The organism is Streptomyces sp. NPDC048696, from assembly GCF_043198895.1.
Taxonomy (GTDB): Bacteria; Actinomycetota; Actinomycetes; order Streptomycetales; family Streptomycetaceae; genus Streptomyces.
This window is the reverse complement of record NZ_JBICVJ010000018.1, coordinates 30,414-45,622: the sequence shown is the minus strand read 5'-3', so window position 1 is coordinate 45,622 and position 15,209 is coordinate 30,414. Positions and strand designations below refer to the sequence as shown.

The 15,209-nt window shown below is 71.9% G+C and carries 17 protein-coding genes; 11 read left to right on the top strand and 6 right to left on the bottom strand.

The annotated features are described in order from the left end of the window. Positions 1-166 precede the first annotated feature (166 nt). Together ACGFRG_RS30410 and ACGFRG_RS30405 are read left to right on the top strand one after the other, a co-directional pair. On the top strand, positions 167-427 hold the full coding sequence (locus tag ACGFRG_RS30410; protein ID WP_393269066.1) for a hypothetical protein: 261 nt from the start codon (positions 167-169) through the stop codon (positions 425-427). An 89-nt stretch (positions 428-516) separates the two neighbouring features. Then, positions 517-756, top strand: a complete 240-nt coding sequence (locus ACGFRG_RS30405; protein ID WP_361429855.1) for an antitoxin — start codon at positions 517-519, stop codon at positions 754-756. Between the two features lie 174 nt (positions 757-930). Here ACGFRG_RS30405 and ACGFRG_RS30400 read toward each other — a convergent pair whose 3' ends face one another. Beyond that, positions 931-1,671: a class III extradiol dioxygenase subunit B-like domain-containing protein gene (locus ACGFRG_RS30400; protein WP_393269063.1), complete on the bottom strand. Its 741-nt coding sequence runs from the start codon at positions 1,669-1,671 to the stop codon at positions 931-933. Between the two features lie 233 nt (positions 1,672-1,904). Then, positions 1,905-3,401 (bottom strand): tRNA (N6-isopentenyl adenosine(37)-C2)-methylthiotransferase MiaB, encoded by a 1,497-nt coding sequence (gene miaB / locus ACGFRG_RS30395; RefSeq protein ID WP_393269060.1) that lies wholly within the window; start codon positions 3,399-3,401, stop codon positions 1,905-1,907. Between the two features lie 97 nt (positions 3,402-3,498). Here miaB and ACGFRG_RS30390 point away from each other — a divergent pair, with 97 nt between their 5' ends. Continuing rightward, complete coding sequence (locus ACGFRG_RS30390; protein ID WP_393269054.1) at positions 3,499-4,494, top strand: TAXI family TRAP transporter solute-binding subunit; 996 nt, start codon at positions 3,499-3,501, stop codon at positions 4,492-4,494. 35 nt (positions 4,495-4,529) lie between these two features. Here ACGFRG_RS30390 and ACGFRG_RS30385 read toward each other — a convergent pair whose 3' ends face one another. Then, the gene (locus ACGFRG_RS30385; protein ID WP_361429847.1) at positions 4,530-5,930 is read right to left on the bottom strand and encodes a HAMP domain-containing sensor histidine kinase; all 1,401 of its coding nucleotides are present in this window, start codon (positions 5,928-5,930) and stop codon (positions 4,530-4,532) included. Between the two features lie 15 nt (positions 5,931-5,945). Beyond that, complete coding sequence (locus tag ACGFRG_RS30380) at positions 5,946-6,650, bottom strand: response regulator transcription factor (protein ID WP_361429845.1); 705 nt, start codon at positions 6,648-6,650, stop codon at positions 5,946-5,948. 253 nt (positions 6,651-6,903) lie between these two features. Between ACGFRG_RS30380 and ACGFRG_RS30375 the strand changes: the two genes are divergently transcribed. The 8 genes from ACGFRG_RS30375 (at position 6,904) to ACGFRG_RS30340 (ending at position 13,312) form a co-directional block, all read left to right on the top strand. Continuing rightward, complete coding sequence (locus ACGFRG_RS30375; protein WP_361429843.1) at positions 6,904-7,689, top strand: amino acid ABC transporter ATP-binding protein; 786 nt, start codon at positions 6,904-6,906, stop codon at positions 7,687-7,689. Positions 7,690-7,796: 107 nt separating this feature from the next. Beyond that, complete coding sequence (locus ACGFRG_RS30370) at positions 7,797-8,717, top strand: glutamate ABC transporter substrate-binding protein (protein ID WP_361429841.1); 921 nt, start codon at positions 7,797-7,799, stop codon at positions 8,715-8,717. A 101-nt stretch (positions 8,718-8,818) separates the two neighbouring features. Then, the gene (locus ACGFRG_RS30365) at positions 8,819-9,466 is read left to right on the top strand and encodes an amino acid ABC transporter permease (protein ID WP_361429839.1); all 648 of its coding nucleotides are present in this window, start codon (positions 8,819-8,821) and stop codon (positions 9,464-9,466) included. Next, positions 9,463-10,377, top strand: coding sequence for an amino acid ABC transporter permease (locus ACGFRG_RS30360; RefSeq protein WP_393269049.1), 915 nt, complete (start codon positions 9,463-9,465; stop codon positions 10,375-10,377). The genes ACGFRG_RS30365 and ACGFRG_RS30360 overlap by 4 nt, the downstream gene beginning before the upstream one ends. 143 nt (positions 10,378-10,520) lie before the next feature. Next, positions 10,521-12,125, top strand: coding sequence for an FAD-dependent monooxygenase (locus ACGFRG_RS30355; RefSeq protein WP_361429835.1), 1,605 nt, complete (start codon positions 10,521-10,523; stop codon positions 12,123-12,125). Then, positions 12,032-12,244, top strand: coding sequence for a putative leader peptide (locus ACGFRG_RS30350; protein ID WP_361429833.1), 213 nt, complete (start codon positions 12,032-12,034; stop codon positions 12,242-12,244). The genes ACGFRG_RS30355 and ACGFRG_RS30350 overlap by 94 nt, the downstream gene beginning before the upstream one ends. 79 nt (positions 12,245-12,323) lie before the next feature. After that, positions 12,324-12,881 carry a cysteine dioxygenase gene (locus ACGFRG_RS30345; RefSeq protein ID WP_393269045.1) on the top strand — a complete coding sequence of 186 codons (558 nt, stop codon included), beginning with the start codon at positions 12,324-12,326 and terminating at the stop codon, positions 12,879-12,881. Beyond that, a complete protein-coding gene (locus tag ACGFRG_RS30340) occupies positions 12,878-13,312 on the top strand; it encodes a rhodanese-like domain-containing protein (RefSeq protein WP_393269042.1) in 435 nt (144 codons plus the stop codon). Before ACGFRG_RS30345 ends, ACGFRG_RS30340 begins: the two co-directional genes overlap by 4 nt. Before the next feature lie 113 nt (positions 13,313-13,425). Here ACGFRG_RS30340 and recX read toward each other — a convergent pair whose 3' ends face one another. Together recX and recA are read right to left on the bottom strand one after the other, a co-directional pair. Further along, positions 13,426-14,082 (bottom strand): recombination regulator RecX, encoded by a 657-nt coding sequence (gene recX, locus ACGFRG_RS30335; RefSeq protein WP_361429829.1) that lies wholly within the window; start codon positions 14,080-14,082, stop codon positions 13,426-13,428. A gap of 3 nt (positions 14,083-14,085) precedes the next feature. Then, positions 14,086-15,204, bottom strand: coding sequence for a recombinase RecA (gene recA / locus ACGFRG_RS30330; protein ID WP_393269039.1), 1,119 nt, complete (start codon positions 15,202-15,204; stop codon positions 14,086-14,088). Positions 15,205-15,209 lie beyond the last annotated feature (5 nt).

Below are 15,209 nucleotides of genomic sequence, written 5' to 3'. Positions count from 1 at the left end.
CCTCCGCGGCCATCCCCGAACGAGCTACGTGACGGGGCGCATGCGGGTTCGTTGCCTGTTGCGAGGTTCCGACCGCCGGTTTGCCGAACCGGTAGCCCCGGGCGACGCAATGAGGCGCTCCGGATGGCGCGGGATTTCGCCCACACGAGTACGCTATGGAGTAGATATGGGCGTTTTTGCAAGGTTTCGTCGCAAGGCCGAGGAGGCTGTCGCGGAGTCAACCGAGGAGGCCAAGCCCGCCACCCTGACGGCCGAGGAGGCCGCCGAGGGCGATACGGCCGAGGCTCCGGAGTCGACCGAGGCCGCGGCTCAAGCAGCGGAGGCGGAGCCCGCCGAAGGCGCGGCCGCCGAGGGCGTGGAGATTCCGAAGCAGCAGTCCGCGGAGGAGGCGGCGGACAACGAGGCCGGTGAGGGCGCCCGCAAGTAGGCTGGCCGACGCAGGCATGTACTCCGCACGGTCCCCGAGTCGAGGGCGCGTCACGACCGCCGAGACGAGGGCAGAGGGAAGGTGACCACATGGGCTTCCTGGACAACCTGAAGGCCAAGCTGGCCCCCGCCAAGGAAAAGGTCTCGGACTTCGCGCAGCAGCACGAGGACAAGATCGGGCAAGGGCTGGAGAAGGTCGCCAAGACGGTCGACGAGAAGACCAAGGGCAAGTACAGCGACAAGATCGAATCGGGAACCGGGAAGGCGAAGGAAGCCCTGGACCGGATCGCGCACAAGGACGACGACGGGAAGCCACCGGCGGCGGCCTGATCACGTCGGGGACGGCCGCGGAGCACTTGAGCTCCGCGGCCGTCCCCGTGTGTGTCCCCGCCGGTGTCCCGGGAGCGCCACGTCGCATGGCGCATGACCGGCGCGGTCCGGCACCCCGGGGTGCCTTCGGTGCCGTCGTCGCTTCGGGCAGGTGCCCGGTCGCGCCTCGCCGGGTCAGGACCAGACCGCGACGAAATACCCGACGCCGTACGGCGCGTCGTCGTACAGCAGCCGGCCGGCGAGCCCCGCGCCCTCGGCGGCGCCCGCGAGGACCTGCCAGGGGGCTCGCCCGGCCGCCTTCAGCTCGGACGCGAGCTCCGTGTCCAGCGCCATCAACGCGCGCGTGTCGGCGGCGCCCAGCGCGCTCGCCACGCCTTCGTCGAAGGCGGCCGCGCGCTCGTCCAGGTATCCGGGGGCCTTCAGGGTGCGGCAGGCGCTGCCGTCGCCCATCACGAGCAGGGCCACCCGGTCGGCCCGGCCGCCCAGTTCACGGCCCGCCTCCGCGCAGCGCGCCGCCTCCAGCGGCTCGCCGACGCCCAGGCCCTCCACCGGCGCGTCCGACCAGTCGGCGCGTTCGAGCAGCCAGGCGGCGACGGCGAGCGAGGGCGGCAGCTCCCGCTCCTCGCGCGCGGCACCGTCGCCTCGCGCGTCACCGTCGGGTTCCGGGGCGCCGAGCCGGGCCCGCAGGTCGACCCCGAAGCCCGCGAAGGACCCGGGGGCGCCCTGGGGATACGGCCCGCGCCCGTCCTGATCGGCGGGGCCGACCACGACCAGCAGATCGGGCCGGGACGCGGCGAGCAGCCCGACCGCGTCGGCGCAGGCGGCCCGCGCCGCGTCGAGCTCGGGTGCGGCGCCGGCGGCGACCGCGGGCACCAGAAGCGGCGGACAGGGGCAGACGGCGGCGGCTACGAGCATGATCCGCAGCGTAGTGGGTGCGCCCGCGCTGTCGCGCGGCGTGCCCACCGGGAACCGGCCACGCGCGCGAGGGGCGAGGGTGGCGAAAGCGCGCCTGCGCGCGCGTGGCGAGGGCCGAGGAAACAGCAACGCGCGCGTGGGCGCGGCCCCGTTCCAGAGCCGCGCCCACGCGCGCGTGCATTACGTACCGCCGTACCGGCGTGCGGCTGTGGCGACGTGTCGCCGTACCGCCGTCAGAGGACGCTGCACCCGCCCGTCGCCGTCGGCAGCGGCTCGGGGACGCCGATCTTCGGCAGGCCGAGCAGGACTCCGGCGGGCTGCGCCGGAGCCGCGTTGCGCTTCTCCCACGCGTCGCCCGCGCGGGTGCGGCGCACGGCCGTCGTCGGGCCCTCGGCCAGCAGGTGGTGCGGCGCGGCGTAGGTGATCTCGACGGTCACCACGTCGCCGGGGCGCACGTCCTGGTCCGGCTTGGTGAAGTGGACCAGCCGGTTGTCGGGGGCGCGGCCGGAGAGGCGGTGCGTGCTGCCGTCCTTGCGGCCCTCGCCCTCGGCGACCATGACCTCCAGGGTGCGGCCGACCTGCTTCTTGTTCTCCTCCCAGGAGATCTCCTCCTGGAGGGCGACCAGACGCTCGTAGCGCGCCTGCACGACCTCCTTGGGGATCTGCCCGTCCATGGTCGCCGCGGGCGTTCCGGGGCGCTTGGAGTACTGGAAGGTGAAGGCGTTCGCGAAGCGGGCCTCGCGGACCGCGTGCATGGTCTGCTCGAAGTCCTCCTCGGTCTCGCCGGGGAAGCCCACGATGATGTCGGTGGAGATGGCCGCGTGCGGAATGGCCGCGCGGACCTTCTCGATGATCCCGAGGAAACGCTCCTGCCGGTACGAGCGGCGCATCGCCTTCAGGACGGTGTCGGAGCCCGACTGCATCGGCATGTGCAGCTGCGGCATCACGTTCGGCGTCTCGGCCATCGCGGCGATCACGTCGTCCGTGAAGTCGCGCGGGTGCGGCGAGGTGAAGCGGACCCGCTCCAGGCCCTCGATGTTCCCGCAGGCGCGCAGCAGCTTGGAGAACGCCTCGCGGTCGCCGATGTCCGAGCCGTACGCGTTGACGTTCTGGCCGAGCAGGGTGATCTCGCTGACGCCCTCGGCGACCAGCGCCTCGACCTCGGCGAGGATGTCGCCGGGACGGCGGTCCTTCTCCTTGCCGCGCAGCGCCGGGACGATGCAGAAGGTGCAGGTGTTGTTGCAGCCGACGGAGATGGAGACCCAGGCGGCATAGGCGGACTCGCGGCGGGTCGGCAGCGTCGAGGGGAACGCCTCCAGCGACTCGGCGATCTCGACCTGCGCCTCTTCCTGGATGCGCGCGCGCTCAAGGAGCACCGGCAGCTTGCCGATGTTGTGCGTGCCGAAGACGACGTCCACCCACGGCGCCCGCCGGACGATGGTGTCGCGGTCCTTCTGGGCGAGGCAGCCGCCGACGGCGATCTGCATCCCGGGCCGCTTCGTCTTCATCGGGGCGAGCCGGCCGAGATTGCCGTACAGCTTGTTGTCGGCGTTCTCCCGCACCGCGCAGGTGTTGAAGACGACGACGTCGGCGTCACCGTCGGCCCCCTCGGGCGCGCGTACGTAGCCCGCGTCCTCCAGGAGGCCCGACAGCCGCTCGGAGTCGTGCACGTTCATCTGGCACCCGTAGGTGCGCACCTCGTACGTTTTCAAACCCTCTACCTCGCTCATCTCGTACACCAGGGTACGAGGTCGCGAACGCCCGCCGCCCCGCATTACCCGACCGGGGGCCTGGCCATTACGGGGAGTGAGCTGGCAGGATCGCGCCATGCTCCAGCCCCTCCTCCGCGTCAGCCGCCGCCGTGCCCTCCAGGGAGCGGCCGCCGGCCTGGTGGTGTTGGGGATGCTGCTGTGGTGGCTGCTGCCGTTCGGGGCGTCCCAGCCGTCGGGGACGATCACGTTCAGTACCGGCGTGCGCACCGGCGTCTACCAGCGCTACGGAGAGCTCCTTCAGCGGGCGCTCGCCGACGACCTGCCCGATGTGCGCATCCAGCTGCAGACCAGTGAGGGCTCCCAGCAGAACCTCCGGCGGGTGGCAACCGGTCAGGCCGACTTCACCATCGCCACCGCCGACGCCGTCGAGAAGTACCGCCGCGACGGCAGCCCCGGCGCCGACCGGCTGCGCGGCTGCGCCCGCTTGTACGACGACTACGTCCAGCTGGTGGTGCCACGTGACTCGCCGGTGCGCAGCACGGCGGACCTGCGCTCCAAGCGGGTCGGCGTCGGCCAGCCGGGCTCCGGGGTGCGACTGCTCGCGGACCGGCTGCTCACGGCCGCCAAGCTGGATCCGGCCCGGGACATCACGCCGGTGTCGGCGGGCATCGACACCATGCCGGACCTGCTGCGCGGCGGGAGGATCGACGCCTTCTTCTGGTCCGGCGGACTGCCCACCTCGGCGGTGCGGCTGCTGTCCCAGGAGGCCCAGATCCGGCTCGTACCGCTGGCCGACCTGGTCGCCGCGCTGCACGCGGAGGACGGCACCACCGGCTTCTACCGGCCCGCGACCATGCCCGCCGACGCCTATCCCCAGGCCCAGCATGGCACCGCCGTACCCACGATCGCCATAGCGAACCTGCTCGTCACCACCGACCGCACCGACGCCGGGCTCACCGAGGAGTTCACCCATACGGTGATCCGCAGCCGGGACGCGATCGGCCACGAGGTGCACGCCGCGCAGCTCGTGGACCTGCGCACCGCGATCTATACGGACCCGCTGCCGCTGCACGACGGTGCCCGCCGCTATTACCTGTCGGCCAAGCCGTAAACCCGAAGCGCCCGCCGAGAACGGCGAGCCCGGCGTCAGCCCGTCGGCGAGGTGCGCGGGACGCTGACCGTCACCCGCAGACCGTGCGGCTCGTTGTGGGCGTACGCGATGGTGGCGTCGCCCGCCGCGAGAAGCGTCCGGGAGATGGACAGGCCCAGGCCCGAGCCCTTCACGTTCTGGTGGCGGCCCGCGCGCCAGAAGCGGTCGCCGATCCGGCTCAGCTCGTCGTCGGACAGGCCCGGCCCGCGGTCGGCCACCGTGATCCGGGAGAACTCGCCGTCGGCCGCGACGGCGACGCTGACCTCCTCACCCCGGGGAGTGAACTTCAGTGCGTTGTCGATGACGGCGTCCAGCGCGCTGGAGAGCGCCACCGGGTCCGCCCACCCGGTGACGGCGGCCCGCTTCCCGACCAGGTGGACCCCCCGGTCCTCGGCGAGCGGCCGCCAGGCGGCCACCCGCTCGTCCGCCAGCGCGCCCACGTCGGTCAGCCGCAGGTCGGCCTCGGCGTGCTCGGCCAGCGCCAGGCCCAGCAGGTCGTCGAGGACCTGGGCCAGGCGCTTGCCCTCGGCCTGCACGGAGGCGATCTCCTCGTTGCCCTCGGGGAGTTCGAGCGCGAGCAGCTCGATGCGCAGGAGCAGCGCGGAGAGCGGGTTGCGCAGCTGGTGGGAGGCGTCGGCGACGAAGGCGCGCTGCTGGTCCAGCACGTCCTCGACGTTGTCCGCCATCTCGTTGAACGACCGGGCCAGCCTTCTGAGTTCCGGGGGTCCGCCGGCCGCCGCGACCCGCGACTTCATCCGCCCGGTCGCTATGCCGTGGGCGGCCGCGTCCAGGACCCGTACCGGCCGCAGCACCCAGCTGGTCAGCCGGAAGGCCGCGCCGACCGCGAGCAGCATCGCCGCCACCTCGCCGGCCGCGATCAGCAGCCAGGCCCGCAGCACCCGCGAACGCATGTGCCCGGTGGGCGAGTCGGTGACCACCACCGCGATCACATCGCCCTCCCGTACCACCGGGGAGGCCACCACGAGCCGTCCGCGCTGCCACGGCCACACCTGGGGCGGATCGTGGCTGCGGCGGCCCGCCAGCGCCTCCTGGAAGGCGTCACCGCCCTTGCTGTCGTCCGGCACACTCCAGTCGGCGGGCGAGCTCGCCATGGCGACCCCGTTGCGGAAGAACACGCCCGCGCGGATCCCGTACAGGTCGTGGTAGCGGGCGAGTTCGTCCTCCAGCGTGGTGAGCCGCTCCTTGCTGCTGGGGTCCTTGTCGTCGGCGGCGCTGACGAACTGGGCGAGCGCCGAGAAGCGCGCGGTGTCGTCGATGCGGTCGACGACCACCTTCTGCTGCTCGGCGGCGGCCACGCTGATCGCGAGCGGGAAGCCCAGCGCCATCAGGACGAGCGCGAGCAGGAAGATCAGCAGCGGGAGAAGTCGGGCGCGCACCGCGGACGTCGGGCCTTACAGCGCGGCCGGGGCGACGAGCCGGTAGCCCACGCCGCGCACGGTCTCGATCAGGGCCGGCATCCGCAGCTTGGAGCGCAGGGACGCGACATGCACTTCGAGGGTGCGCCCGGTCCCCTCCCAACTGGTGCGCCACACCTCGCTGATGATCTGCTCGCGCCGGAAGACCACCCCGGGCCGCTGGGCGAGCAGCGCGAGCAGGTCGAACTCCTTGCGGGTGAGCTGGACGCTCTCGCCGTCGACGCTGACCCGGCGGGTCGGCAGCTCGATGTGGACCGGCCCGAGCCGCAGGGCCGCGGCGGGCAGCGCCCCGGTGTCCTCGCCCGCCGTGGTGCGCCGGCTCACCGCATGGATCCGGGCCAGGAGCTCACCGGTGTCGTACGGCTTGACCACGTAGTCGTCGGCGCCGAGGTTCAGCCCGTGGATGCGCGAGCGGACGTCCGCGCGCGCGGTGACCATGATCACCGGGGTGGCGGTGCGCTTGCGGATCTTCCCGCAGACCTCGTAGCCGTCCTGGTCGGGCAGCCCGAGGTCGAGCAGAACGACCCCGAAGGGGTCCTTGGGCGCGCGGTCGTCGGGCAGCAGCGCCCGCAGCGCCTCCTCGCCGTTGCGCGCGTGCACCACGGCGAAGCCGTGCCGGGCGAGCACGGCGGACAGGGCCGCGGCGACATGGTCGTCGTCCTCGACGAGCAGCAGTCTCATCGTCCCCCCTTCCGTGGTCCCCGACAGGCATGTACCCCCGCATCCACGCCCATGCCGACAGTGTGAGTCAAGGGGGCACCCACCGGAGCGCGGTATCCGTTACGCAGCCGGTATTGCACCGCGCGCCCCCCTCACGCAGAGTGCGACCTCGCTACCCGATCGTGATCCTCAAGTTCCGCTCAGATGTGATGACGCTGGTCGCAGCGGCGCATTACGTTCCTCCCCAACCGAGGAAGAGCGGAGCTGGAAGCCGATGAGCGGAGTATCAGTGGCCAAGGACGCCAAGGACGCCGTACCAGCGTCGGGCGACCTGGTCGTGCTGAGCAACGTCAACAAGCACTTCGGCGCGCTGCACGTGCTCCAGGACATCGACCTGACGATCGCGCGCGGCGAGGTCGTGGTGGTGATCGGACCCTCCGGGTCCGGCAAGTCCACCCTGTGCCGCACCATCAACCGCCTGGAGACGATCGACTCCGGGGCGATAACCATCGACGGGAAGCCGCTGCCCCAGGAGGGCCGTGAGCTCGCCCGGCTCCGCGCCGACGTCGGCATGGTCTTCCAGTCGTTCAACCTCTTCGCGCACAAGACGGTGCTGGAGAACGTCATGCTGGGCCAGACGAAGGTCCGCAGGACGGAGAAGAAGCAGGCCGAGGAGAAGGGCCGCGCGCTGCTCGACCGGGTCGGCGTCGGCACCCAGGCCGACAAGTACCCCGCGCAGCTCTCCGGCGGCCAGCAGCAACGCGTCGCCATCGCGCGCGCGTTGGCGATGGATCCGAAGGTCATGCTCTTCGACGAGCCCACCTCGGCGCTCGACCCCGAGATGATCAACGAGGTCCTTGAGGTCATGCAGCAGCTGGCGCGCGACGGCATGACGATGATCGTCGTCACCCACGAGATGGGCTTCGCCCGCTCCGCCGCCAACCGGGTCGTGTTCATGGCCGACGGTCGCATCGTCGAAGAGGCCGCGCCCGACCAGTTCTTCAGCAACCCCCGCAGCGACCGGGCCAAGGACTTCCTGTCGAAGATCCTCCACCACTGAGGGCGCGCACCTCGAAGAGCGACTGCCCCGGGCAGCCCCGCCGCCGCGGCGTCACCGCCGGCGGCCCCACGACCTGAGTGATTCAAGCGATACGTAGGGAAGTTCACATGAAGCTCCGCCAGTCCGCCGCCTTCGCGGCGATCGCTGTGCTCGCGCTGACCGCGACCGCCTGCGGCGGCAAGTCCGGCTCCGCGGGCGACAAGACGGCCGCCAAGCCCGGCCAGTCGGGCGCCCCGGCGCTGCCCACGTACACGGTCGCCAAGGACGTCGCCCTCGACTCCCCGACCTTCAAGGCCGCCAAGGCCCGCGGCAAGCTCGTCATCGGCTCCAAGGCCGACCAGCCGTACCTCGGCTTCGAGGACCAGTCGACCAAGGTGCGCTCCGGCTTCGACGTCGAGATCGCCAAGATGATCGCCGCCGACCTGGGCTTCACCCCCGACCAGATCGAGTGGAAGACGGTCGACTCCGGCATCCGCGAGACCGCGATCTCCAAGGGCCAGGTCGACTACTACGTCGGCACCTACACGATCAACGACAAGCGCAAGAAGCTGGTCGGCTTCGCGGGCCCGTACTACAAGGCGGGCGCCGACCTGCTGGTGCGCAAGGACGAGACGGCGATCACCGACAAGACGACCGTCAAGGGCAAGAAGGTCTGCTCGATCGTCGGCTCCACCCCGCTCCAGGAGATCAAGAAGCCGGAGTACGGCGCGAAGGTCGTGGAGCTCGCCAAGTACTCGGACTGCGTCCAGCAGCTGCTGACCAAGCAGGTCGACGCGGTCACCACCGACGACGCGATCCTCAAGGGCTACGCCGCCGCCAACTCCGGCAAGCTCAAGGTGGCCGGCCACCCGTTCACGCAGGAGCCGTACGGCGTCGGCATGAACAAGGACGACAAGGCGCTGCGCGACTTCGTCAACAGCGCGATCGAGAAGCACGTCCAGGACGGCACCTACAAGAAGATCTACGAGGCGACGCTCGGCCTGTCCGGCGCCACCTACGCCGCCCCGCCGGCCGTACAGCGCTACTGATCGCGCGGGACTGATCCCGCCGCCGAAGCGCCCTCTACGCGCGCGTAGAGGGCGCTGACGGCCCTGCCCGCCCAGCCGACCCCCGCCGACGCGGAGACCTCATGAACGTACTGCTCGACAACTTCTCGGAATTCCGTGACGGCTTCATAGGAACCGTGGAGATCACCGCCGTCAGTTCGGTCATCGCGCTGGTCCTCGGCCTGCTGCTGGCCGGATTCCGGGTCTCGCCGGTGCCGCCGCTGCGGTTCTTCGGCACCGCCTGGGTGACGCTGCTGCGCAACACCCCGCTGACCCTGCTCTTCCTGGTCTTCTTCTTCGTCGTACCGGAGATCTTCTTCCCCGGGATGGACCCCTTCCTGCTCGGCTCGCTCGCCCTCGGCTTCTACACCGCCTCCTTCGTGTGCGAGACCGTCCGCTCCGGCATCAACACCGTCCCGCTGGGCCAGGCCGAGGCCGCCCGCTCGATCGGGATGTCGTTCACGCAGACGCTGCGTCTGATCGTGCTGCCGCAGGCCACCAGGACCGTCATCCCGCCGCTGAGCTCGATCTTCATCGCGCTCACCAAGAACTCGGCGATCGCCGGTGCCTTCAGCGTCACCGAACTCTTCGGCTGGCAGAAGCTGATGAGCGACCAGGGCTACGGCATCGCCTCCCTCTTCGTCTGGGTCGCTCTCGGCTACCTGGTCGTCACCTTCGCCATCAGCGGCGCCTTCCGCCTGCTGGAGAGCCGTATGGAGGTCGCCCGATGAGCGCCAGCGTTCTCTACGACGCCCCGGGCCCCAAGGCCGTCGTACGCAACCGGATCTACGCCGTCGTCGGCTCCCTCGCCATCGTGGCGCTGCTCGCGGTCAGCGTCATACGGCTGAAGGACAAGGGCCATCTCGCCCCCGAGATGTGGGACATCTTCAACTACGCGGGCATCCGGCAGAACATCTCCGACGGCGTCGTCGCCACCCTGAAGGCCTTCGGCCTCGCGGCCGTCGGGTCGCTGGTCCTCGGCGTGCTCCTCGCGGTCGCCCGGCTCTCCGACCACCGGCCCGTCCGCTGGGCCGCGACGGCCTTCATCGAACTCTTCCGCTCGATCCCGCTGCTGATCACCATCTACGCCGTCTGGGTCGGATTCCTCACCGACTACTCGATGTGGGCGCTCGCGCTCGGCCTGTCGATCTACAACGGCTGCGTCCAGGCCGAGGTGCTGCGGGCGGGCGTCAACTCGGTGCCCAAGGGCCAGCGCGAGGCGGCGTACGCGCTCGGCATGAGCAAGACGCAGGTCATGACCAGCGTGCTCATCCCGCAGGCGGTCCGGGCGATGCTGCCGACGATCATCAGCCAGCTGGTGGTCACCCTCAAGGACACCTCGCTCGGCTTCATCATCCTGTACCCCGAACTGCTCCAGACCGCCCGGCTGATCGCCAGCAACACGCAGGTCAACGGCCAGTACCCGTATGTGTCGACGATCGTCGTCATCGGCACCATCTACGTGGCGATGTGCCTGGCGCTCTCCGGGCTCGCCACCTGGATCGAGCGGCGCGGACGGCGCGCCCGCACCGGCATCACGATGGGCGCGGCCGCCGCTCCCGTGACCGCCGCCGACCCGGTCGGAGCCATCGCGGGCGCCGGGGCCAATGTGCCCGACGGGCCTGGTGGTACGACGAACTGACGGTATGTGAGGCAGTGGCGACCGCGTCACTGCCTCCGTCACTTGACGCAAGCACCCGCAGTGGGTTGCATACGTTCTGTGATCGTGCACCGGGTCCCCAGCGCCACCTGCCAGCCGTCCCGACGGGCCGGAGGGGACGCGCCGTGGACCCGGTGATCGTCGTCGGCGCCGGTCCCGTCGGACTGGCGCTCGCCCTCTCGCTCGCCGCCCAGGGCGTGCCCAGCGTCGTGCTGGACGAGGGCTCCGGCCGCGAGGAGTCCCGACCGGCCCGTACGGCCGTCCTGCGGCCCGACACGGCCGCGTTCGCCGAATGCCTCGGCAGCGCCACGGTACGCGACGAGAGCGCCCGCTGGACGGGCTGGCGGGCCATGCGCCGGGGCCATCTGCAACGCCAGGTCTCCTTCGGAGACGGTCACGACGGCGGCCCGTCCCCGGTCCACCTGCCGCAGCACTCCCTGACCCGCGGGCTGCGCGACGCCGCGGCCGCCTCCAGCCTCGTCCGGGTGGTGCCGCACAGCCGCCTTGACGCCCTGGAGCAGGACGAGAGCGGCGTCGCCGCACACTCCTCGGGGCCCGACGCGACCTGGTGGCGCGGCAGTTACCTGGTGGGCTGCGACGGCGCCCGCTCCACCGTGCGCAAGCTCCTCGACATCCGCTTCGCCGGGCGTACGGCGGTGGAGCGCCAGGCCGTCGTGGCGCTGCGCACCGAACTGCCCTGGCCCCAGGAGGCGTTGCTGCACCGGCTGCCGCCCTGGCGCACCGGGGGCGACGAGGTGACGGCGCGGCCGCTGCCGGACGGGGTGTGGCGCATCGACTGGCTGCTGCCGCCGCGTGCCGAACTCGTCACCCCCGACGCGCTGATGGGCCGGCTGCGCGACACCCTGGCCGGCTGGTGCGGCACGACGCCTCCCTTCGAACTCCTCGACACCGGTGTGTACACGCTGCACCACCGCCTCGCCCGGCGCTGGCGGGTGCGCCGCGCCTTCCTCGCCGGGGACGCCGCGCATCTGCTGGGCGCGGTGGGCATCCAGGGGCTCGACGAGGGGCTGCGGGACGCCGCGAACCTGGCCTGGAAGCTGGCCCAGGCCTGGCACCACGGGGCGTCCGAGGTGCTGCTCGACAGCTATCAGACCGAGCGGCGCGCGAGCGTGGCCGCCCGGCTGCGCGCCGCCGACCAGGCACTGCCGGTCCTGCGCGGCGGCGGAGGGCTGCGCGCGTACATCCCGGGCACCGCGCGCGGCCACGACGCGCTGCTCGCGGACGGCCACTTGGGGCGCGGCCCGCTCGGCGCGCCCCCCTCCTACCCGCACTCCCCCCTGGCACCCCCACCCGCCGAGGCGCACACCCCGGTCGGCACGGCGCCGGGGGCGCCCGTCGAGGACGTACCGGTGACGGCGCCGGACGGGTCCACGGTGGCGCTGCGCGAGCGGCTCGGCCGGGGACGGCTCCTGGTGATCCTGATCGCGCCCGGCACCGGCGTGTGGGAGCGGCGGCACTGGCTGACCGCCGGAGTGATGCCGCGCCTGGCGGCGGCGGTCGGCTCGCTCCCCGCGGACGCCGAGCTGCTGGTCGCCGAGGAGTACCCGGGCGCGGCCGCCCACTCGGTGCTGCTCGTACGCCCCGACGGACACCTGGTGGCCGCGTTCGGCGGGGTGTGGCCCGCCGAGCTGTACGCGGCGGCGGACGCGGCACGCGGCGGATCCCTCGCCCACGCGCGCGTGGAGGACCGTACGGCGGACGTCAATTGACCGACGCGGGCGCGCATGGTCTACTCCGGAACGTGACCGACACCGATGTGCGCCTGTGGCGGAGGGTCCATATGGACCTCGTCCGTTACGCGGGCTGCGTGTGTCGCCCCTCCTGCTGATTCGCCTTCCCCTTCGCGCGCCGCCGGGCCGCTGTCCCGCGTACGCGCGCTCTCGCGAACTCTCCAGGACGGTCCCTTCGTGTCACCTTCCACGCACTCCCCCACGCCCGCGACGGCCCCTGTCTCCCGGTCCGCCTCCTCGTCCGGGCCGAGCCAGGCGGAACTGCTCGACTTCGCCCGCCGCACCGCCGCCGACGACACGCTCGTCGCCTCCCTGCCGCTCGATCCGCAGGGCCGGACCTGGATCCGGCTGGACGGTCCCGGCGGCAGCGAGGCCTGGCTGATCGGCTGGCCGCCCGGCACCGGCACCGGCTGGCACGACCACGGCGGCTCGCACGGCGCCTTCGCCACGGCGGCGGGCACGCTCAAGGAGGACTCCCTGGCGGCCCGGTTGCCGACCGAGGGATGGAAGACGCTGGAACTCGCGGAGGACCTCGACCGTTCACGGAGTGTGGCGGCCGGAACGGGGCGAGCGTTCGGACCGCACCATGTGCACGAGGTCCGCAACGAGTCGACGACCGAGCACACCATCTCGGTCCACGCCTACTATCCGCCCCTGCCGCTGATCCGGCGCTACAGCCGTACGGGCGCGGTGCTGCGCCTTGAGCGGGTCGAGCACCCGGGGGACTGGCAGTGAGCGAAGCGAGTGAACGGCCGCTGGGAATCGACGAGTTGCTGGAGCGCGTCCGGCACGGCCTCGACCGGATCGGGGCCCGGGAGGCGCACGACGCCGCGCGGGCGGGCGAGGCGCTGCTCGTCGACATCCGCTACGCGGCGCTGCGCGAGAGGGACGGTCTGATCCCCGGCGCGCTCGTGGTCGAGCGCAATGAGCTGGAGTGGCGGCTGGACCCCCAGGGCAGCCACCGCGCCCCCGAGGCCACCGGCCATGACCTGCGGGTCGTGGTGATCTGCAACGAGGGCTACGCGTCGAGCCTCGCGGCCGCGTCCCTGCACGGGCTGGGCCTGCACCGCGCCACGGACCTGGTGGGCGGCTTCCAGGCATGGCGCGCTCAGGGCCTCCCGGTGACGGCACCGGCGGAGGCCGCGGGCCGAGAGGCGTCGGCCTAGGGGGCGGCGGCCCCGGGTCGGCTGGGCCGAAGCCCCCCACCCCGGGTACTCCGCCGCAGTCCCCTCAGCGCGTCAACCAGTACGTCAACACGTCAGTTCAGTACGTCAATACGTCAGTACGTCTCGTACAAGTCGTCCGCCGCCTCGCCCTCGGCCTCCAGGGCCTGGCGGACGACCCGCAGGGCCATGCCCTCCGGGTAGCCCTTGCGGGCCAGCATGCCCGCGAGACGGCGGATCCGGCGGTCGCGGTCCAGGCCCCGGGTGGAGCGGAGCTTGCGGGCCACGAGTTCCCGCGCGGTCTCCTCCTCCTGGTCGGAGTCGAGCTGCCCGACCGCCTCGTCGACCACCGCCGAGTCCACGCCCTTGGTGCGGAGCTCGCGCGCCAGGGCACGGCGGGCGAGGCCGCGCCCGTGGTGGCGGGACTCCACCCACGCCCCCGCGAACGCCGCGTCGTTGATCAGCCCGACCTCCTCGAAGCGCGAGAGCACCTCCTCGGCGACCTCGTCGGGGATCTCCCGCTTCTTCAGGGCGTCGGCCAGTTGCTTACGGGTCCTGGGCTGCCCGGTGAGCAGGCGCAGACAGATCGCCCGCGCCCGCTCGGCCGGGTCCTGCGGCGACGGCTCCTTCTCGGCCCTCGACGAGTCGGGGCCGTCGCCGAATCCCTCCGGGCCGCCCTTTCGGGACCCGGCCCGCCCCGGGACCGGCCGCCCGGACCGGGCCCGCTCGGGACCCGCTCCGTCCGGCTCGGCCCACTCGGTCCTGCGTGTCATTTTCTAGCTCTTGGCAGCGGCGGCCTTGGCCGTCTTCGCCTTGGTGGCCGGGGCCGGCACCGATGCCGCCTCCGCCTCCGGGACTCCGGCCGCGTCCTGGCCCGGCTCGGCCTTCGGCTCCTCGGGCCGGACGCCGACGCCCAGCTTCTCCTTGATCTTCTTCTCGATCTCATTGGCGAGATCGGGGTTGTCCTTCAGGAAGTTGCGCGCGTTCTCCTTGCCCTGGCCGAGCTGGTCGCCCTCGTACGTGTACCAGGCGCCGGCCTTGCGGACGAAGCCGTGCTCGACGCCCATGTCGATCAGGCCGCCCTCGCGGCTGATGCCCTGGCCGTACAGGATGTCGAACTCGGCCTGCTTGAAGGGCGGCGCGACCTTGTTCTTGACGACCTTGACGCGGGTGCGGTTGCCGACCGCGTCGGTGCCGTCCTTCAGCGTCTCGATACGGCGGATGTCGAGGCGCACCGAGGCGTAGAACTTGAGCGCGCGGCCACCGGTCGTGGTCTCCGGCGAGCCGAACATCACGCCGATCTTCTCGCGGAGCTGGTTGATGAAGATCGCGGTGGTCTTGGACTGGTTCAGCGCGCTGGTGATCTTCCGGAGCGCCTGGGACATCAGACGGGCCTGCAGACCCACGTGCGAGTCGCCCATCTCGCCCTCGATCTCCGCGCGCGGCACCAGGGCCGCGACGGAGTCGATGACGATGAGGTCGAGGGCGCCGGAGCGGACCAGCATGTCGACGATCTCCAGAGCCTGCTCGCCGTTGTCCGGCTGGGACAGGATCAGGTTGTCGATGTCGACGCCGAGCTTCTTCGCGTACTCGGGGTCGAGCGCGTGCTCCGCGTCCACGAAGGCGACCTGGCCGCCGGCCTTCTGCGCGTTCGCCACCGCGTGCAGCGTCAGGGTCGTCTTGCCGGAGGACTCCGGTCCGTACACCTCCACCACTCGGCCGCGCGGCAGCCCGCCCACGCCGAGCGCCACGTCGAGCGCGGTCGACCCGGTGGGGATGACCTCGATGGGCTCGTTCGGCCGCTCGCCCAGGCGCATCACCGCGCCCTTGCCGAATTGCCGTTCAATCTGTGCGAGCGCGGCGTCGAGCGCCTTCTCGCGGTCGGTTCCTGCCATGGGTT